The sequence below is a fragment of the Anaerobutyricum hallii genome (genome assembly GCF_900209925.1).
GTDB classification, from domain to species: Bacteria; Bacillota; Clostridia; order Lachnospirales; family Lachnospiraceae; genus Anaerobutyricum; species Anaerobutyricum soehngenii.
Map to the genome: position 1 here is coordinate 2,481,934 of NZ_LT907978.1, position 20,705 is coordinate 2,502,638.

General features: G+C 39.6%; 13 protein-coding genes, 1 other RNA gene and 2 pseudogenes. 3 read left to right on the plus strand and 13 right to left on the minus strand.

The features are described 5' to 3' along the window. Positions 1 to 37 precede the first annotated feature (37 nt). Entirely contained in the window at positions 38 to 532 is a 495-nt protein-coding gene (locus EHLA_RS11330) for a gamma carbonic anhydrase family protein (RefSeq protein ID WP_096240909.1), read from the minus strand. Positions 533 to 643: 111 nt separating this feature from the next. Then, positions 644 to 5,209 (minus strand): annotated as a pseudogene (locus EHLA_RS11335) (PolC-type DNA polymerase III); the annotation flags it as partial. On the opposite strand from EHLA_RS11335, the pseudogene EHLA_RS17040 reads away from it, so the two are divergent. Together EHLA_RS17040 and EHLA_RS11340 are read left to right on the plus strand one after the other, a co-directional pair. Further along, a pseudogene (locus EHLA_RS17040) lies at positions 5,126 to 5,308 on the plus strand (DUF6783 domain-containing protein). The pseudogenes EHLA_RS11335 and EHLA_RS17040 overlap by 84 nt on opposite strands. 99 nt (positions 5,309 to 5,407) lie before the next feature. Continuing rightward, complete coding sequence (locus EHLA_RS11340; protein WP_021906410.1) at positions 5,408 to 5,836, plus strand: hypothetical protein; 429 nt, start codon at positions 5,408 to 5,410, stop codon at positions 5,834 to 5,836. A gap of 28 nt (positions 5,837 to 5,864) precedes the next feature. Here EHLA_RS11340 and EHLA_RS11345 read toward each other — a convergent pair whose 3' ends face one another. From EHLA_RS11345 to EHLA_RS11390, 10 genes are all read right to left on the minus strand, one after another. Continuing rightward, on the minus strand, positions 5,865 to 7,796 hold the full coding sequence (locus EHLA_RS11345; RefSeq protein ID WP_096240911.1) for an NAD(+) synthase: 1,932 nt from the start codon (positions 7,794 to 7,796) through the stop codon (positions 5,865 to 5,867). Positions 7,797 to 7,938: 142 nt separating this feature from the next. Beyond that, positions 7,939 to 9,042, minus strand: coding sequence for an RNA polymerase sigma factor RpoD (gene rpoD / locus EHLA_RS11350; RefSeq protein ID WP_021906412.1), 1,104 nt, complete (start codon positions 9,040 to 9,042; stop codon positions 7,939 to 7,941). 18 nt (positions 9,043 to 9,060) lie between these two features. Next, a complete protein-coding gene (locus tag EHLA_RS11355) occupies positions 9,061 to 9,372 on the minus strand; it encodes a YbjQ family protein (RefSeq protein ID WP_021906413.1) in 312 nt (103 codons plus the stop codon). A 410-nt stretch (positions 9,373 to 9,782) separates the two neighbouring features. Beyond that, the gene (locus EHLA_RS11360) at positions 9,783 to 10,325 is read right to left on the minus strand and encodes a hypothetical protein (protein ID WP_021906414.1); all 543 of its coding nucleotides are present in this window, start codon (positions 10,323 to 10,325) and stop codon (positions 9,783 to 9,785) included. 562 nt (positions 10,326 to 10,887) lie between these two features. Further along, positions 10,888 to 12,378: a threonine synthase gene (gene thrC, locus EHLA_RS11365; RefSeq protein ID WP_096240912.1), complete on the minus strand. Its 1,491-nt coding sequence runs from the start codon at positions 12,376 to 12,378 to the stop codon at positions 10,888 to 10,890. A gap of 230 nt (positions 12,379 to 12,608) precedes the next feature. After that, the gene (locus tag EHLA_RS11370) at positions 12,609 to 13,484 is read right to left on the minus strand and encodes a hypothetical protein (RefSeq protein ID WP_021906416.1); all 876 of its coding nucleotides are present in this window, start codon (positions 13,482 to 13,484) and stop codon (positions 12,609 to 12,611) included. Between the two features lie 6 nt (positions 13,485 to 13,490). Further along, on the minus strand, positions 13,491 to 14,396 hold the full coding sequence (locus EHLA_RS11375; protein ID WP_096240913.1) for an ATP-binding cassette domain-containing protein: 906 nt from the start codon (positions 14,394 to 14,396) through the stop codon (positions 13,491 to 13,493). A gap of 13 nt (positions 14,397 to 14,409) precedes the next feature. Beyond that, complete coding sequence (locus EHLA_RS11380; protein ID WP_096240914.1) at positions 14,410 to 16,836, minus strand: hypothetical protein; 2,427 nt, start codon at positions 16,834 to 16,836, stop codon at positions 14,410 to 14,412. A gap of 24 nt (positions 16,837 to 16,860) precedes the next feature. Continuing rightward, positions 16,861 to 17,925, minus strand: coding sequence for a sensor histidine kinase (locus tag EHLA_RS11385; protein WP_162290863.1), 1,065 nt, complete (start codon positions 17,923 to 17,925; stop codon positions 16,861 to 16,863). A gap of 85 nt (positions 17,926 to 18,010) precedes the next feature. Next, entirely contained in the window at positions 18,011 to 18,721 is a 711-nt protein-coding gene (locus EHLA_RS11390; RefSeq protein ID WP_021906420.1) for a response regulator transcription factor, read from the minus strand. 165 nt (positions 18,722 to 18,886) lie between these two features. Between EHLA_RS11390 and rnpB the strand changes: the two genes are divergently transcribed. Continuing rightward, positions 18,887 to 19,236: RNase P RNA component class A (gene rnpB, locus EHLA_RS11395), an RNA gene on the plus strand. A gap of 520 nt (positions 19,237 to 19,756) precedes the next feature. On the opposite strand, the gene metA is transcribed toward rnpB, so the two are convergent. Next, the gene (metA, locus tag EHLA_RS11400; RefSeq protein WP_096240916.1) at positions 19,757 to 20,686 is read right to left on the minus strand and encodes a homoserine O-acetyltransferase MetA; all 930 of its coding nucleotides are present in this window, start codon (positions 20,684 to 20,686) and stop codon (positions 19,757 to 19,759) included. Between the last annotated feature and the right edge of the window lie 19 nt (positions 20,687 to 20,705).

Below are 20,705 nucleotides of genomic sequence, written 5' to 3' on the forward strand. Positions count from 1 at the left end.
TATTATAAATCAATCTTTAGTCACATTTCAAGTTTTTTCAATCTTTTTGTATATTTTTCATCAACATATAGCTGATTCCGTTTGTCTGGTTCTCTTTTTTCTCTTCATCGGTCAGTGGGCGGACTACCTTTGCCGGAGAACCAAAAGCTAACATTCCATCAGGAATAACGGTTCCCTGTGTGACAAGACTTCCTGCCCCAATGATACAGTCAGAACCGATTTTCGCACCGTTCATAATAATCGCGCCCATTCCGATCACTGTATTATGACCGATCGTACAGCCATGAATGATCGCATTATGGCCGATTGTTGTGCCGTTGCCAATCTCGCATGGAAAGCCTGCATCTGCATGAACAACTGTGCCATCCTGTACATTTGATCCACAGCCAACAACGATCGGTGCCATATCTCCACGTATTACCGCATTGTACCACACTGAACTTTCATCCCCTAATGTAACATTTCCCACTACACATGCACCGGGTGCTACCCATGCATTTCCCTGAATATCTGCATTTTTAATATAACTCATTTTTCCCTCCTGTTTTTTGTAATGTACTCTCGGAGTGTTTCTTGCACTTGATTTAGATTCCGAGAGTAACATTGTATAATTGCTTTTGCCTCAGATTAGATTATACTCAGATCATGCGGAACCTTGTGTCATAAAGAAATCAAATGTAAGCTGATCGGTTTCCGGTAATCCGGTAAGGATACCAAGTTCCACCATCTTATCTACGTTTGTCTTGCTGACTTTTGCCTGATTTCTAAAGTTTTCAAGGGAAGTAAACGGTCCATGCTTTGCCGCTTCCTCCACCTGCTCACATGCCTTGTCGCCAAGTCCTTCCACACTAGAAAGCGGCGGCATGATCTTACCGTCTATAATCTGACATTCTCTTGCTTTTGCCTTATAAATGTCAATCGGCATGAATGTAAAGCCTCTCGCATACATTTCCTGCGCGATTCTTCCATCACGAATCGTATCCTGGTCTTTCTTCGTCTGCTGATCTTTTGGTGTTTTCAGCAGTTCTGAAAGTGCTATATCTAACCGTTCCTTTCCTCTGCACATGATCTCATAAGAAAATGCGGATGCACGAATACCAAAATAGGCGGCATAATATGCCAGTGGCTTATGTACTTTAAACCACGCTACACGCCATCCCATCATAACGTAGGCAGCGGCATGTGCTTTCGGGAACATATATTTAATCTTTTTACAAGACCAGATATACCAGTCCGGCACGCCATGAGAAGTCATCTCTTCTTCCCACTCCGGCTTTAACCCCTTTCCTTTACGGACGGATTCCATAATGGTAAAGGACTGCTCTTTATCTAATCCCATGTTGATAAGATAGGTCATGATATCGTCTCGACAACAGATTGCTGTAGAAATCTCCGCTTTTCCCTCTTCAATTAATGTCTGTGCATTGCCAAGCCATACGTCCGTACCATGGGACAGACCGGAAATACGTACCAGATCAGAGAAACACTTTGGATTCGTATCTTTTAACATCTGCATAACGAATTCTGTACCAAACTCCGGTACACCAAGAGAACCCATCTCGATTCCACCGATATCTTCCGGTGTGATTCCAAGAATATCGGTGCTGTGGAACAGCGACATAACTTCCGGATCATCGAGCGGAATCGTTGTCGCATCCATTCCTGTTAAGTCTTCTAACCTTCGAATCATTGTTGGATCATCATGGCCGAGAATATCAAGCTTTAATAAGTTATGATCGATGGAATGGTACTCAAAATGTGTCGTAATAATATCCGTATTCACATCATTTGCCGGATGCTGGATTGCCGTAAAGTCATAAATGTCATACTCATGTGGTACTACGATAATTCCTCCCGGATGCTGGCCGGTTGTTCTTTTTACTCCCGTACAGCCTTCCGCTAAACGCTCCATCTCACATCTTCTTTTGTGAATATCTCTTTCTTCAAAATACTTGTATACATATCCGTAGGCTGTTTTTTCTGCAAGTGTACCGATAGTTCCGGCACGAAAGGCTTTCCCTTCTCCAAAAATAACTTCTACATATTTATGCGCTTTTGACTGATATTCTCCAGAGAAGTTTAAGTCGATATCCGGCTCTTTATTTCCCTTAAATCCAAGGAAGGTCTCAAATGGGATATCATGCCCCTCTTTTTGTAAAGGTGTCCCGCAGACCGGACAGTCCCGGTCAGGCATATCGCATCCGGACATACCTTTTTTTGCATATGGCTTTACCGCATCTGAATCGAAGTCTACATAATGGCATTTCGGGCAAATGTAATGTGCAGACAGAGGATTAACTTCTGTGATTCCTGCCATTGTCGCTACGAAAGAGGAACCTACCGAACCTCTTGAACCTACCAGGTATCCATGGTCATTTGAATCCCACACAAGCTTCTGCGCGATGATATACATTACGGCAAATCCATTGGATATGATGGAATTCAACTCTCTTTGGAGTCGTTCTTCTACGATATCTGGAAGATCTGGTCCATAGATTTCATGCGCCTTATCGTAACAAATATTTGTTAATGTCTCATCAGACTTTGGAATGACCGGTGGACACTTATCCGGATGTACCGGCGATATCTTTTCGATCATATCGGCAATCTTATTCGTATTCGTAATAACAACTTCCTTCGCCTTTGCCTCCCCAAGATATGCAAACTCTTCTAGCATTTCTTCTGTCGTTCTAAAATACAGCGGTGCCTGATTATCTGCATCGGAGAAACCTTTTCCTGCCATAAGAATCCGGCGGTACTGCTCATCTTCTGGATTTAGGAAATGTACATCACAGGTCGCAACAACCGGCTTGTGATAACGCTCGCCAAGTTCCACGATCTTCCGGTTATAATTTTGCAGATCTTCTACTGTTTTTGCATCATACTTATCACTCTCAAGCATAAACATGTTGTTGCCGATCGGCTGAATCTCAAGATAATCATAGAAACGGACCAGTTCTGCTAATTCTTCTTCGCTCTTTCCCCGAATAATCGCCTGAAATAACTCTCCGGCTTCGCAGGCAGAACCTAAGATCAGTCCTTCTCTGTACTTTTGAATGAGACTTTCCGGCATTTTCGGACGACGGTTAAAATAATCAAGATGCGAGGCCGATACCAAACGATTCAAATTGACGCGGCCGATATCATTCTTTACAAGGATAATTCCATGATATGCCGGTGCTTTCCGAATCAGATCCGGGGACATCGCTCCCATATCATTTAACTTTGCAAGCGTATGCACATCCTTTTCTTCAAGCATTTCCACAAAACGAAGAAAGACTTCTGCCGTTACCCTTGCATCATCCACTGCTCTGTGATGATGTTCCTGCTTAATGTTTAAACGCTTACATACTGTATTTAACTTAAACTTATTCAGATCCGTAAGCAGCAGTCTTGCCATCTGTACCGTATCAAGCACCGTAAAATCGGTCGTAAATCCCTGCCGCTTTGCATTCTCTTCAATAAAGCTGACATCAAACTCTGCATTATGTGCAACCAGGCTGCAGCCTTCGCAAAATTCCAGAAATTCCGGCAGAATCTCTTCAATCGTTCCTGCATCTGCAACCATCGCATCATCAATACTTGTCAGTTCGGTAATCCGCAGAGGAATCGGCCGCTGTGGATTGACAAACACACTGTAATGGTCTGCTATTTCCCCATTACTTACCTTCACCGCACCAATTTCGATAATCGCATCGTGCAGCGGGCTAAAACCGGTAGTCTCCAAATCAAATACTACATAGTCATCGAAAAGCGTCTGTCCTTTATCGTTCGTAACAAGCTTTTTCAAATCATTTACAAAATATCCCTCTACTCCGTAAATAATCTTAAATGGTTCGTCCATCGTGATACAGTGATTTGCGATCGGGAATGCCTGCAATACGCCATGGTCGGTAATCGCCATCGCCGGATGTCCCCATTCTTTTGCCTGGTTGATTACTTTTTTAATGTCAACTACACTGTCTAAATCGCTCATTACGGTATGAAGATGCAGTTCCACACGTTTCTCAAGACTTTTATCCATTCTTTTTTCTGTAAAGTCAGGAATCGGCTTAATACCGGAAATAGAAGAAAGGGTCAGATCGTGCTCAAAGGTATCCATACGAGGCATTCCCTTTACTTTATAAAACTTTCCTTTTTCAAATAAATCTAAAAATTCCGGGAGCTGGTTGTTGGCAATAAATATCTTTCCAACGATCGTGTCTGTAAAGTCCGTAATATGAAAGCTGACGATCGTGCGCTCTCTTCGGATTTCCCTCAGTTCCATCTTCAGAATCTTTCCACGCACGACAACCTGTCCGATCTCGTCCACGATTTCCTCCAAAGGAACAACTTCCCCATCACAATCCTTCCCATAAATAACATCCGGATCTTTAGACCGTCTTCTCTGGCTAAATTCCTGCCTTCTTGCCCGCTCTTCAAAGAAATTACCGGAATAATTATGATGCTTCTTTTCTTCTTTTGGCGTTTCCCCTTCTTCCGCTCCGTTCTCTTTCTTCTCACTTTCCACCTTTTTAATCTGGCTCATAACCATATCCACTTCCAGATTCAGCTTATGATTTCTCGCCTTATAAAAAGCCTGTTTCGCATCATCGGTAAAGTCGAACCCAACCTGAATCTCTTTGCCAAAACGATGAGAAAAAAGATGTTCCATATATTCTTTTAAAACCCGCGACTTATCTCTTGCAAGAAAGGAATCTTCTAAGAGAATCGTCATAATATTCCCTTCAAATCCCCATTCTCCGTTTGCAAGAAGACTGTATTCCACACGTCCCATGTTCTTTACTTCATGAAGAATACTGCCCCAGTAATCATTTGTAATACTTTCTAGTGTATACGCTGCGGATAACTCATACGTATCATCAAATGAAATAAAAACAGAGGTCTTTCCAAACAGCTCCTTTTTGAGATCGTAAGCAACTTTATTTAAAACTTTTCTCTGGATAATATGTTCACTCTTTAAATGAATCACTAACTGCCTTTTCTGCTGCTTCATTACTACTTTAGAAACAACTGCATTGGACAAAATATATTTTAAATTCTCAGGAACCGTATAATCTGGAAATACTTCTGGAAATGTCTGTCCTTCAAGCATCTTTTTCCTCCTTTCCGCTCTAGAGCTTGTTTGAAAAATACTTTCTGCAAGATGTGCGTTGCAATTTGCGGGAGATTTCACCTGAATGAGGGCGGCGTAGCGGGCTACGTCAACTGAATGAAGGCAAAATATACCGTAAATTGAGGCGTGCAGGTTGCTGGAATGATTTTTCAAACAAGCTCTAGTATACTCCCGGAATCTTTTTGTGCTTGATTTTGTGAGAAGACTCCGAGAGTACATTTTCAAGATGTAGCATATATTTTTATTTTCAGAATACACTTTAATAAATAGTAATCGGAAGGACTGTTTTTTTTGAGTGCAAAAACTAAAATTGTTGTTGTAAAAGCAAAAGAACTTATCTATACTGCATTGTTTGTCTGCCTGGGTATCATACTGATCCTTCTTTTGATCTTTATGTTTGCTCCGGAAGAAAAAAGTACAAAAACAAGTGCAGGTGTTTACACACCCGGAGTCTATACTTCTACCATCGCACTTGGTGATAATACATTAGATGTTGCCGTTTCGGTCGATGCCGATCACATTACCTCCGTCAGTTTAAATCATCTGTCGGACAGTGTCAGTGCCATGTACCCGCTCCTTGAGCCATCACTTGAAGAAATCAATGCACAGCTTGAAAATATTTCTTCAATCGATGATCTGAAATTAAATTCAGAAAACAAATATACGGGACTGATTCTCCAGCAAGCAATTAAAAATGCGCTTTCCAAAGCAAAATCCTGACAAAGCAGCATTTTAAAGTGAAAAAACTTTACAGCCCCAGCTTATCCTTTAACTCGTCCAATTCGCTCATCCAGACTGCTGAACTTGCATCACTCGGCATTCGCAAATCTCCTCTCGGTGAAACCGCAATCGAACCAACCTTTGGGCCATCCGGGAGGCAGGATCTCTTAAAATGCTGTGCAAAGAAACGCCAGCAGAATGTACGAAGCCATTTATAACAGGTGGCCACATCATATTCTTCTCCAAATGCCTGGCGGGTCAGACGGAAAATCTTTTCCGGATGGAAGCCAAAACGAAGCATATAATATAAGAAGAAATCATGTAGTTCGTAAGGTCCTACCAAATCTTCTGTTTTCTGTGAGATCACACCATCTACCGGTGGCAGCAGTTCCGGACTTACTGGAGTATCTAAAATATCAAGAAGTACTTCTTTTAGCTCCTGCTCCTTGCTTGTATCTGCGTAATACCGTACCAGATGTCTTACGAGAGTCTTTGGTACAGAAGAATTCACTGCATACATGGACATATGATCCCCATTATAGGTCGCCCAGCCAAGTGCAAGCTCGGACATATCTCCGGTTCCAATTACCATTCCGTTCGTCTGATTTGCGATATCCATCAGAATCTGGGTTCTTTCACGTGCCTGTGAATTCTCATAGGTCACATCGTGATTCTCCGGATTATGGCCGATATCTGAAAAATGCTGTTCTACTGCTTTATTAATACGTATTTCTCTTAAACTTGCTCCAAGCTTCTTTGTGAGCGTTACCGCATTCGAATAGGTTCTGTCTGTTGTCCCGAAACAAGGCATCGTCACGCAGACAATGTTCTCTCTTGGAATATTCAGCATATCAAATGCCCTCGCTGTCACTAATACCGCAAGTGTTGAATCGAGACCTCCGCTGATTCCGACAACCGCAGACTGGCAATGTGTATGCGCAAGGCGCTTTTTCAGTCCCATTGCCTGAATCGTAAGAATCTCATCACATCGTCTTTCTCTGTCTGCTTTATTTGAAGGAATAAATGGTGTGCGTTCAAACGTCCGGCTAATCTGGGTTCTTTCTTCTTTTAATCTAAAATACACTCTCTCATACTTCTTATCTGCGCCCTCAGTCACAAAGGTAGTCATCCTTCTTCTATCTGCCTCTAATCTTTGCAGATCGATTTCTGTCTCAATATAACTGTTCTGGAATCTTCTTGATTCTTTTAAAATAGCGCCATACTCTGCAATCATGTTATGCCCGCTGTATACTAAATCCTGTGTAGATTCTCCTTCGCCGGCACAAGAATAAAGGTAGGCACAGACAAGCCGCGCAGACTGCTGTGAGACAAGATTACGACGGTACGTATCCTTTGTCGTTGTCTCATCACTGGCTGACGGATTACAGATTACCGTTGCACCAGCTAATGCATGATGTGTAGATGGCGGCAGAGGAGACCATAAATCTTCACAGATTTCACAGCCGATCACTAATTCCTCCATATTCTCACAGCAAAATAAAAGATTCATCCCAAAAGGTACATCCTTTCCACCAAGACGAATCATCTTTATCTCTTCTTCTCCCGGAGCAAAGTGTCTTGCCTCATAAAACTCCGAATAATTCGGCAGATAATGCTTCGGTACTACCCCTAAGATCTTCCCTCCCTGCACAAATACCGCACAATTATAAAGCTTGTGATTCACTGTTAACGGAAGACCTAGAACAGTAACCATATCCTGCCCCTTTGTTTTCTCTAAAATAACAAAAAGCTGTTTCTTTGCTTCATCTAGTAATGTCTTCTGTAAAAACAGATCATTACATGTATATGCAGTAAGCACAAGTTCCGGAAAAACTAAAAGCTTCACTCCATTCTTATCTGCCTTTTTCATTACTTCCATTATCTTTTCTTTATTGTGAATCGGATTGGCAACTTCCACATCGACAGATGCCACTCCGACTTTTAAAAAGCCGTCTTTCATAAAAACCTCCAAAAATACAAAATGGGAATCCTAAGTACCTTAGTCTTCCCATTATTGTAATCAATTATTTATCTTTTGGCAACAAACAGTATACGAAAAATGTGTATATCACAAAAATTGTGACAACATCTTCATAAAAAGCTTACTCAAGGAAATCCTTAAGCTTTCTGCTTCTGCTTGGATGACGAAGCTTACGGAGCGCCTTCGCCTCAATCTGTCTGATACGCTCTCTTGTTACGTTAAATTCCTTACCAACTTCCTCAAGAGTTCTTGTCTTGCCATCATCAAGACCAAAACGAAGCTTGATTACATTACGTTCTCTTTCTGTAAGAGAAGCCATCGCTTCTTCAAGCTCTTCCTTCAACATGGAGAAGGATGCGGAATCAACTGGCGAAAGGAGAGACTCATCTTCAATGAAGTCACCTAACTGGCTGTCCTCTTCTTCACCAATCGGTGTGTCTAAGGATACCGGATCTCTTGATGTCTTTAAAATCTCATCAATCTTGGCAACCGGCATATTCATCTTCTTAGCAATCTCTTCATTCGTAGGTTCTCTTCCGAGCTCCTGAAGTAACATTCTTGAAGTACGAAGAGTTTTATTAATTGTCTCTACCATATGTACCGGTACACGAATCGTCTTCGCTGTATCAGCGATACCTCTTGTGATCGCCTGACGAATCCACCAGGTAGAATATGTACTGAACTTATTCCCCTTCTTATAATCAAACTTCTCAACGGCCTTCATCAGACCCATATTCCCTTCCTGAATCAGGTCAAGGAAAGACATTCCTCTTCCTACATACTTCTTAGCAATGCTGACAACCAGTCGAAGGTTCGCCTCGATCAGCTGCTTTCTCGCCTGCTCATCACCTTTCTCAATACGCTGCGCCAGAAAAACTTCTTCTTCTGCAGTAAGCAAAGGAATATTACCAATCTCTTTTAAATACATACGAACCGGATCCTCTAAGCTTACACCTTCAAGAATATCCGCATCGTCAATAATCTCTACTTCCTCTGCATCATCGTCTATAAAATTATCATCGTTATCTTCATCTTCGTTGGTATTTAAAACATCAACACCCTGTTTTTCAAAATAATCAAGAATCCACTCAAACTTCTCAGGAGTTAATTCGATGTTCTTAAACGCATCATTAACTTCCTTATATTCTAACACATTCTTATTCTTCTGTGCCTGCTTAAGAAGCTTCTCCATAATATTCGAAAAAACTAATCTTGTATCTTCCATTCTGTTCTCCCAACTTTACTATACCAATCTAACTGCTGTACCATATACTAACACTTCAGCAGCCCCCTGCATCACTTCACTGGATGAATAGCGAACACAGATTACTGCATCTGCTCCCATCTGCTGTGCATTCTTCACCATCTTATCTGTTGCAAGCTTTCTGGCTTTCTCCATCATCTCCGTATACGAAGTCAGTTCTCCACCTACTAAAGTCTTTAAACTGTTCATGATATCCTTCCCTGCATGAACAGTCTGGATCGAAGAACCTTCCACAATACCCAACGGCTCAACATTCCTTCCTGCAATCTGTTCTGTAGTAACTAATAACATAGCTCACCTCCATTACCAGTGGCGACACTCAACCTATTATAATCTCATGTTATCAACATAATACCCCAAAAAAAAGAGGTTGTCAACAAAAAGTGAGGGGAAATGGACGAAAAGATCTGAAAACTACAATTTTAGATCTTGATAAAGAAGAATTTCTTCCAATATTACTTTTTATTCTGTTGTGCTAAACGTTCCATTTTGCCCAATAGTACAGAAACTTCGCAGAAATGAATGCGAAGTTTCTATAGTCAAAATTCCACAGCACAAAAGTCATAAAAAGTAATATTGAAAGAAACCCTTCTTTCCCGTAGTTCATCGCCTTGTAGTTTTCAAATCTTTTCTGACTTCTGCAATGCCCTTTTTATGACAAAATAGATGCGGAAGTTTGTGGTTGTAATCTATAGTTTGTATTACTTTTCTATGTACTTCTTTGCTTCATTTAATGGTAATAAGCCAATGGGTTCTAGCTGTTTATCCTCAACAATTTTCCAAGTATCTTTGTGTTTCTTTAAAATAATTTCATGTTCTGCATCATATCCTGTCGCGGTATCTGTGTTTGATATTGTTAAATATGTTTCTTCTTTGATTTTTGTACTGATTATTGAATCAGATATTTTTTTAGAACTTATGAGATTTACCGCAGTTTTTATTGCTGAATATGTTTCCCCTGATTTTTTCAATTCATCTCTAAACTGTGCGATTTGTTCCCGCAGTTCTTTTTCTTTAAGATTCTCTTTTTTCGATATAAATGGACTTTCACTCACTATTTGTTCATCAGAAATCATAATACTTGCTCTGTCCTTTAAAAGCCGCTCTATTTCATTAGATATTACTGCCTTTTCCTTTTTATTAATATCCGAATTATGCTTGTATATAACCGCCACGCTAACAATTACCAGTACCAGCAGACCTATCATAAGAAATAAAAATACGAATCTTTTATATTTCTTCATCACTATATACTCCTTTTGTTTGTATCCGTAAATCTAAAACTGCTTTGTTTCTTCCACTTCAATCCATGCTGTAATACAAACAAATAGTAACATATATTCAACTTAGTTCACTCTAAAGATTTCTTAACTTTTCATAATAATACTTTATCTGTCCCTTCTTTAAAAAAATGTACTTACTAAATTACTAAGTTGCCAGATGAGTGATAAACGCCGCTATATATACATTTTGTCGGATTGCTCAAAAACATGCAAATAAAATAATTTGGTATTCGTTATCAAAAACAAACAGCCGATGAAACAAAATTTTATGCTGAATTGTAAGAAAACTATGGCAAAGAAAAAAGAATTGTTATAAGTATTGCATTTTGTGACTTTGCGCTATGGAATTCTGACCATAGGAACTTGGGACTCGTTTTTCCCAAGTTCCTGTTTTTCTGGGCAGAATGGAATGTTTAGCGCAACGGAACAAAATCTAACTTATAACAATTCTTTTTTCTTTAGAAGACTGAATACAATTCAGCTCAATATCTTCTACTATAGCGGCGTCTGTGTCCCCAGCAAATTATTTTATCTTTAAGATCTTCTTTACTTCTTTACACATGTCTGCTGTTTCGCATACTGTATCATGCAGTACTGCGGCGCTTCGGATATCTTCGATTGCCTGTGGTACCTTTACTCCTGACAGTTTTTCTAATTCGTCAATGAGTTCGAAATCTGTCTTACTGTCATAAGAAGGATCGATTGCATTCATAACGCTTCTTGTAAATTTATATGGACTTGCTGTAGATGCAATCACTGTCTTTGTCTTGTCGTCTGTTTCTTTTTCATACTTTTTATAAACAGCGGCTGCTACAGCGGTATGTGTGTCGATGATGTAACCTGTCTTATCGTAAACTTCTTTAATCGTCTGTGCTGTTTCTTCTTCTGTTGCGTAGTTTCCGTAGAAGTCTTTCATCTGTTCTTTCATTTCTTCGGTGATCGTATAAACACCGTCTGTGTTGAGTTCTTTCATGAATTCTCTGTTCTTCTCGGCATCTCTTCCTGCTGTCTGGTAAATGAGACGTTCTAAGTTGCTAGAGATTAAGATGTCCATGGATGGAGAAGATGTGAGGATGAAGTCTCTGTTTCTGTCATAGCATCCTGTGGTAAAGAAATCAAAAAGTACTTTGTTCTCGTTGGATGCGCAGATTAACTTCGCAATCGGGATACCCATCTCTTTTGCATAGGATGCTGCGAGGATGTTTCCAAAGTTTCCTGTTGGAACAACAACGTTGATCTGTTCTCCTTCGGAAATCTCTCCACGTGCCAATAATGCTGCGTAGCTGTAAACATAGTATACAACCTGTGGAACAAGACGGCCAATATTGATAGAGTTTGCGGAAGAGAACTGATATCCTGCTTCGTTCATTTCCTGTGCAAGGGCTGCATCAGAGAACATCTTCTTTACGCCTGTCTGTGCATCATCAAAGTTACCTTCGATTCCGATAACGTATGTATTATCTCCACGCTGTGTTACCATCTGTTTTTCCTGGATCGGGCTTACACCATGTTTTGGATAGAATACGATGATCTTTGTTCCAGGTACATCAGCAAAGCCTGCTAAAGCTGCCTTTCCTGTATCGCCGGATGTTGCTGTAAGAATAACGATCTCGTTCTTTACGTGGTTTTTCTTTGCACTTGTTGTCATTAAATATGGAAGGATGGAAAGTGCCATATCTTTAAATGCGATTGTTGCACCATGGAAAAGTTCAAGATAGTAGGCATCCTCTTTCTTTACTAATTCTGCAATACTTTCTGTGTCAAACTTTTTATCGTAAGCACTGTTAATACAGTGTTTTAATTCTTCTTCTGTAAAATCTGTCATGAAAAGCTTCATAACTTCATAAGCTACTTCCTGGTAACTCATTGCAGAAAGTTCTTTTAATGACTTATCCAGCTTTGGAATATATGAAGGAACAAACAGACCGCCTTCTCCGGCAAGTCCTTTTAAAATAGCCTCGGAAGCGGTTGCTGTTTCCTGATTATTTCTCGTACTTTTATAAATCAAATCCATTTTTACCTCCTGTATGCAGTGTGCGTCAGCCGCACACAAGTGTGTTTCGCAATCAAATAAACGTCACAATTATAGCATAATCCAAACTTTTTGTATACGCATAATTTGCAGGTTTTCATTCTTATTTATTCTTTTTTATTTTTTCAACAAAATTTTCGAACAATTTCTGCCTGTTTTTATTCCTTTTTATCATTTATTTTTTATTCTGTATGTTTTTATTTTTACGCCTTTTATTCTTTTGCCTGCTTTTCCATCTGCCATACTGCCAGAGCAATGAAGGCAATTCCCATAAGAATACACACGATACTTGCTGCCTTATAAAATAAAAAAGAAAATGTCTGTGTAGAACTGTCTATTCCGATTCTTCCACAGTAAAGATTCATCAGTCCGCTGTCTCCTGTAATGTTTCCATAATATCCCATATATGCTGCCAGAGGATTCAGCAAACTAAAAAGCATACATAAATTAATAGCGATCGGTGCAAGACTTTCTGCTCCTGTTACTGAAATCGAAAATGACCGTATTATTTCCGTTGCTAAAACTGTTCCTAAAACAAACATTGCTTCGATTGCTGTATTCTGTGCAAATGCCCAGATTCCTTTTTTGCAGTAACTGAATGAAAAAACAGAGATTGATGCACTCCAAAAAGTGCAGATCAGCATCATGATTCCAAGGCGTAGGATTTTTCGCCATGGTAAGCCACTGTAGATGCAGGACAGAGAAATAATCGGAAGGCTTGATACAAAGAGCATCATATATATGGCAATAATTACAGAAACTCTTGCGATTACAAATTGTTTGGAAGAACCTGGTATCATAGCGAATTCCTCTAACATATGCTTTTCTCTGTCTGTCGCATAGAATCCCCACACAGAAAACGGCATCAAAACAAAAATCATACCAATCTGAAAAGTGCTTATGATCAAAAACTGATACAGATAAGAAGAGGTATTATAGGAATAGCCTTCCTGTAAAGATTCTGCATTAAAAAACATAAATAAAATTGTGATAAATGCAAGAATTGCATTATAAAAAATAATGATCATCGGAAGACGGACATTTCTTCCTTCTTTTAACCATTCTACTTTTAAAAAGGGATTTAGCATAAGCTCTTACCTCCGGAAAATTTCTTCTATATTAGCCAGATCCCGCATGTAATTGTGAATTAATGCACCGGATGCAACTAAATCAGTCAGAAGCTCTGCTTCTTCTTTCTCTCCGCCGTTAAACCGGAAAATGACATCATCTCCGTCAACCGTCACCCTGTCAACCAGATGATTTTCTTTTAATACTTCCAGTGCTTTTTCCATCTGGGCTAAAATATGCATCCGCACTGGACTTTTACATAATGCTTCTGCGTATACTTCTTCCACCGGTCCAAAGGTCAGGTTCTTTCCTTCTTCTATTACAACAACATCTGTAATAAAACCCATCATTTCGGGATACATGGATGTGTTGATTATCATGGATGTTCCTTTTTCATGCAGACTCAGCAAAATTCCTATCATCTTTTTTCTTGCTGTAACACTCATATTGTCAAAAGGGTCATCCATTAAGAGCCATTCCGGTTCCTGCAAGATTGCCTTTCCCAGATATAAAAATGGAAAGATATCTATTGGAAGTTCTCCGATAAATGTTTGTTTATACTGGGTCATCTCAAGCATCTCAAGAACTTCTTCAATCCGCCTGCTCCGGTAACGTCCTCCTACTTTATACAAAGATAAAAATAACTCATAGTACTCTTCCACCTTCAGAAGATTATAAAAGCCATATTCTTTTGACATATATCCAAAATTACAATAAGCATTCCTGCCTTCTTCATAAATAGAGATGCCATCCATATAAATCTGTCCTTCTTCCGGCTTTTCTCCACCGGAAGCTACCTTTAGAAGCATGGATTTCGCTTCTTTATCCTCTCCAAGCAATGCCAGTATCACTCCATCCGGGGCTTTGAGATTGAAATGATCTAATACTTTTTCCCCTTTTCTGTAAATAGAAATATTTTGAAAATCCAGCATTCTTCTCCCCCTGTTATTCTTTATAAATTAACGAAATCACCGGTGCAGTCGTATACTCATTGCTTTCTTTTAACTGATACGTAATCATCATTTCACCGGAATCTGATAAATACGATTCGAGAGCCTCCTCATACAGGCAATCACCTGCAGATGTAAAAATCCTGTCTTTCTTTTTTGTACGGTAATTATAGGCATAAATCTTGCCGGTGAAATTATCCTTGTTTCTCACAAGCGCCTGTATCTCCTCTTTTCGGTCAAAGATATACGTCGCTTCTGTCTTTTTTTCATCTAATGTATCTTCTTCAATCGCCAGACCTTCTTCTTTTTGTTCCAGACAGGATATATTAATATTCAAAATCTTCTCACCGCTATTCTTCTCCTTTATAGGAAAGTGGTTAACTAGCATTGTGACATGATTTTTCAAGACATTTTTATCTGAAAAAAGCTTGAAATCATTTTCATTTGTAATACCAACAATGAGCAGTTCATTTTGTGACTTTTCTGTATTCATATAGGTCTGCTGAATATATTCCATCAGATTCCCTGTTACCGTATTTTCATTATCTGTTCCAAAAACTGTATTTTCTTCATCATAACGATTCCAGCACTTCACCATACTTTCAGAAACAGAAACCTGCTGCCCTGCCTTTATATTCTTAAGAATCACATATTGATTGTCCCGCATTAAAATAACTCTGGAAAAATTATTTGCAGAAATATTTGTAATATCTCCGGAAAATGCAGTATATGTTCCGGTCAGATTCTGACGAAACACTTCTTTTTCTGAATGTTCACCGACATCTCCTGATAATTTTAAAACTCTTGAACTTCCCGGCACACTTTCTTCAAAAGCAATATCAAATCCTTTCTTTGTATTGTTTATCGTAACGTCCTCGCCAGAAGTTTTTACATTCTTTCCAATAATCGTCCGATAATTATAATCTACCGGAACTACAGAAGTAACGGATGGAAGCAGATTCACACTTGCTTCTTCTCCCTCGTTTGTCTGATAAAGAAAGTAAATGGTTTCCTGTTGCTTTTCACTATCCCTTACTCTTAACGCAGAAAAAGCACTGTCATTGTTCCCAGTCATTCCTCTTGAGCGCACAAGCATACCTGCTGTAAAGCATATTGCCAGAACAGGAACGACAATCCAGATGTACTCTCTCTTTTTAATCTTTCTGAGATAATAATAGGCAATCATTACAAGCATTAAAATATAACAAATAAAGAAAACGCCATAATAAAATGTATTCGGTAACTGTGACTTCATAAAGGCATACAAAGATTTCTTTACATACCAAAGACTCGTATCACTGCTTTCCATTTCGTTATCTTTTTCCAGAAAATGTGTCATTACAGTAGAAGTCATCTTATCTCTTCCACTCCACTGCAAATAAGAAGTGTTACTAAGACTGAAACGAAGTACCGATACCCTTCCTGCCCCAACCACTGCTGTATATGCAATCGCTGGATTAAGATTTTTATAGGAATTCCAGGTGTATTTTTTTGAAAACTCCAACGTACTCATAAGAATCGAAAGCTCCTGCCCACTCTCTTCTCCTTCCAGATCAGGCAGAGTAGAAACTTCGACTCCTTCCTGTACGATACCAAAATTCTTTCCGATTCCTTCTAATGAATCTTTAGAGCCTTCCTGCTGGCTTCCTCCCGTAAGGAGCAGCTTCCCTCCTGACTTTTTAACCCACTTTCTAAGGGCGCGCTTCTGTTCCTTAGATAACTGTCCGGTATCAAACGAATCAATGATGATTCCATCCAGCCCTTGAAAAGCTTCTACACTTTGTGGAAAGCTTTTTCTTGAAAAGGTAATCATCCTGATGTCTTCTTCGCTCTCTTCTCCAACTTCTATACTGTTTAAATAAGATAACTGTCTCGACTGGCTACTCAACACACCGATCAGGCTTTCGCTCTGCCCGCTACTTTCCTCTTCTTTATTCTTCTTATCAGAAAAAGAAACATTCTCTGACAACTGTGTTACCCCAAAGGAATCCTTGATTTCAAAACAGATCACCGATGGATTCCCAAGCTGCGGAACATTCAACGTAATGGTCTGTTCTTCTGAGCGCTGGCACCTGATCGCCGATTGATAGGCAATTCCTTTTCCGTTCTCTCCCGGAAGTGTAACTTTCATTACGCCGGCAAAGCTCTTATCTGTAGAACGAATCTTTAATGTGACTGGCATTTCCTTATCTCTGGCAACATATCCCGCCACACCAAAAACAACACTTCCGGTACAGTTCTCTGTCTTAAACTTGTAACAATATCCATTCGTACCTTCTAATGTCTTCTTATCCCATTCTACGACTATCTTTTGTCCCCGCTGCTGATGCCGACATCCGTAAAACCAGAAAACAACGGAACACAGAAGTAAAAGAAGTAATATTATAATTTTTTTGTAAGTACGGAATAAATCATTAATCATACTTCATTCCTCGTATCTTTTCTGTTATTTTCCGGCTTTTGGTACATGCGCCTGCACGACCGGAAGCTCAATCTGAAATCTGGTTCCGGATTCATCACTTGTTGCCCATATTTCTCCCTCATGAAGATTCACAATATTTTTGGCTATCGCAAGTCCAAGCCCGGTTCCGCCTGTTTTTAAGGATCTTGAATTCTCTACTCTGTAAAACTTATCAAAAATCTTATCCAGATCTTCTGCCGGAATAATCTTTCCGTAATTAACGATCGCTACAAATGCCATCTTATCTTTTAGCCCGGTATGCACTTCTACAAGCTTTCCATCTACTCCATACTTAATTGCATTTGAAATCAGATTACCGATCGCTCTTGCAAGAAGCTCGCCGTTTCCCTCAATATTGAGTGCCCCTTCATAAAAGTCTGTGCGGCACTCTAACTTATGGTCCATAAAGCTTGGATAAAATTCATCTACTAACTGCGGAACAAAGAGATTCAGATCAAGAATCTCTTTCTTTATCTTTACTTTGTTTTTATCGTATCTTGTATAATCAAATAAATCTTTTACAAGTGTCTCTAACTGCTTTGCTTTCGATGATACGATTCCAAGATACTTCTGCTTTTGTTCTTCCGTAAGAAAGTCTCCTTGTGTAAGGAGATCAAGATAACCAAGTATCGATGTAAGCGGTGTCCTAAGATCATGTGCTACATTGGTAATCAGTTCATCTTTCGTCTTCTCTACTGCTTTCTGGGATTCCATCGTTTCATACAGGTTCTGTCGCATCTCATTAATCGAAGCAGCGATTTCTGAGAACTCATCCTCTCCCTGCACAGGAATCTCTTCCATCAGATCTCCCGACTTCATCCGCTCTACGCCACTGATGATCTCCCTGACATACATAACGAACTTATTCGATATCAAAATAAAATAAATAACCAGAAGCAATATGGTAAATATTACGATCACCCAGGCATCAAGCGCCACAGACTGTGACATCGTAAATGTTCCTAAACTCATCTTTCCCTGCCCGGATGCTCCCCACACTTTCTTATATTCGCCAGCTATGATCTCCGTCTCATACAAATAGATTCCCATGAATATGAGGCCTTCCGTTGCAATTGTTGCAAGAAGACTTAAAAACATGTACATAATCATCTTAAAACGAAAGCTTTTAAATCGCTTAACCTTCAATTTTGTAGCCTACCCCCCATACTGTTTTTAAAATCTTCGGACTTCTGGAATTATCTTCAATCTTCTCACGTAATCTTCGTATATGAACCATTACCGTATTATTCACTTCATAAACTTTCTCGTTCCATACCTTTTCAAAAATCTCATCCGTACTGAATACTCTGTCCCTGTTCGATGCTAATAAATATAAAATATCGAATTCAATCGGTGTCAGTGCAATTTCTTTTCCGTTCTTTTTCACTACGTGCGCTGCCTTGTTGATCGTAAGATCCTGAATCTCGATCTCATCCTTCCCGGCCGCTTCCTGCTCTTCTCCTAACTGTATTGTCGTATAGCGCTTCATCTGCGACTTTACTCTTGCAAGAAGCTCTAACGGATGAAATGGCTTCGTAAGGTAATCATCTGCGCCCGTACCAAAGCCAACAATCTTATCCATATCTTCCGCCTTAGCTGATAAAATAAGAATCGGGATATTACTGGTCTTTCTAATCTCACGACACACTTCTAATCCGTCAATTCCCGGCATCATAATATCAAGAATAAGCATACGAACCTCCGGATGCTGCTTCAGTGTTTCTAAACACTGTTCCCCATCTGATGCCTTTAATACCTGATATCCATCATTCACCAGATAAATCTCCACGAGATCCGCAATCTCTTTATCATCATCTACTACGAGAATACTAGCATTCTTTTCCATACATTTGCCCTTCCTTTATGTTTTTATTAAAATTCTGCATAACATTGAATGGTTACATTTTACCATAAAACTACTCTAAAAGTCCTTACAAACTTCTTACCTTGACATTTTTCACCTTATTTGCTAGAATGATGAGCGATGCTTTGCATCTTATATTTGTTTGTAAGAGTCGGATAAATGATCGCTTCCCTTCGTTACCGAAAGGTCTGGGAAGAGGAAAGTCCGGGCTTCACAGGGCAGGGTGCCGGATAACGTCCGGTGGAGGTGACTCCAAAGATAGTGCAACAGAGATATACCGCTGGCTTATGCCAGTAAGGGTGGAAAGGCGGGGTAAGAGCCCACCGATTCTCTGGTAACAGAGAATGCCATGTAAACCTCACCCGAAGCAAGACCGAATGTAAAACGATAATCTGGCCCGGATTGTTTTCAGGTGGGTCGCTAGAGGCTGCTGGCAACAGCAGAAGTAGACAGATGATCATTCACGACATAACCCGGCTTATCGTCCGGCTCTTTTTAACAAGTAAATTTCACAGACTATGATGCGCGCAGCTTTTAGTTCTGTATAACGAAAAAGATTTTTTTATATAACATGAATCGTGCCTGTTGAAAAACATCTGCCGAAATATCTCTTCGGATTCGGACAAAAAACGTGTCCGCCCCGATAGAGATATTTCGGCAGATGTTTTTCAAATGTCAGATTCATTGTTATATAAAAAATTCTTTTTCTTTTGTAGGCTATGTGCTGCGCTTCACTATTTTTTATGTCAAAACTTTAAGTGTTATTAAAAAGAGACGAGTGCGACTTGGAGTTTTATATGAAATACTCTTCTTTTCTCGTAGACTTTGTGCTGTGCTCTGTTACTTTAATAAACGATGGTATTTATTTAGAAAATGCTGTATAAAAGAGCCTGTGGGAGAGAAATGAAATCTTCGGAGCCCTCCCCTTTTCTCCCCCTAAAATCTGAAATAGAAATCCTCCGAGAATTCTTTTTGCAGGTTGCCAACGAACAGACCCCCGAAAACTTTCAAAATCCCCTATTTCAGATTCTGAATCTCTAATGGATCATAAGTTGTCATCTGGTATACATAGTAGTTAAGCCAGTTCGTATACAACGTATTGGCATGGCATCTCCATGACTTTACCGGTCCTAATTCCGGCTTATCATCCTTGTAATAACGTTTTGGGAACGGAACATTATCCATTCCTTTTGCCAGATCTCTCTTATACTCCCCGTCAAGTGTCATAACGTCGTATTCAGGATGTCCGGTTACAAAAATCTGTCGTCCTTCTTTTGCTATGATAATAAAAGGACCTGCTTCTTCGGAATCTGCCAGAATCGTCAGTTCCGGATTCTTCTCCACATCTTCTCTGACAATCCTGGAATGTCTGGAATGTGGTGCATTAAATACATCATCAAATCCCCGGACAAGAGGAGTCTTTCTGTGAATTGTACGATGTTCGAAAATTCCAAATATCTTTTCATCTAACAGTTCCTTACGCACACCATAATGATAGTAAAGACCTGCCTGCGCTGCCCAGCAGATGTGGAAGGTTGAAGTGACATGTGTTTTAGACCACTCCATAATTTCCACTAACTCCGGCCAGTAATCTACTTCTTCAAAATCCAGTGTTTCTACAGGTGCTCCTGTAATAAGTAATCCATCAAAATACTGCTGTTTGATTTCAGGAAAAATCGTATAAAAAGTTTCCATATGGGTTCTGGATTCATTCTGCGCATTATGTGTTTCTGTTTTTAAAAAGGTAATGTCAACCTGTAACGGTGTATTCGAAAGACTCCGTAACAGTTGAAGCTCTGTTTCCTGCTTTGTAGGCATCAGATTCATGATAATAATTTTTAATGGACGGATATCCTGTTTTAAAGAACGTTCATAATCCATTACGAAAATATTTTCATGTTCCAGTATTTTTTTTGCCGGCAAATCAGTATTTATTCTGATTGGCATATATTTTCATCTCTTTTCT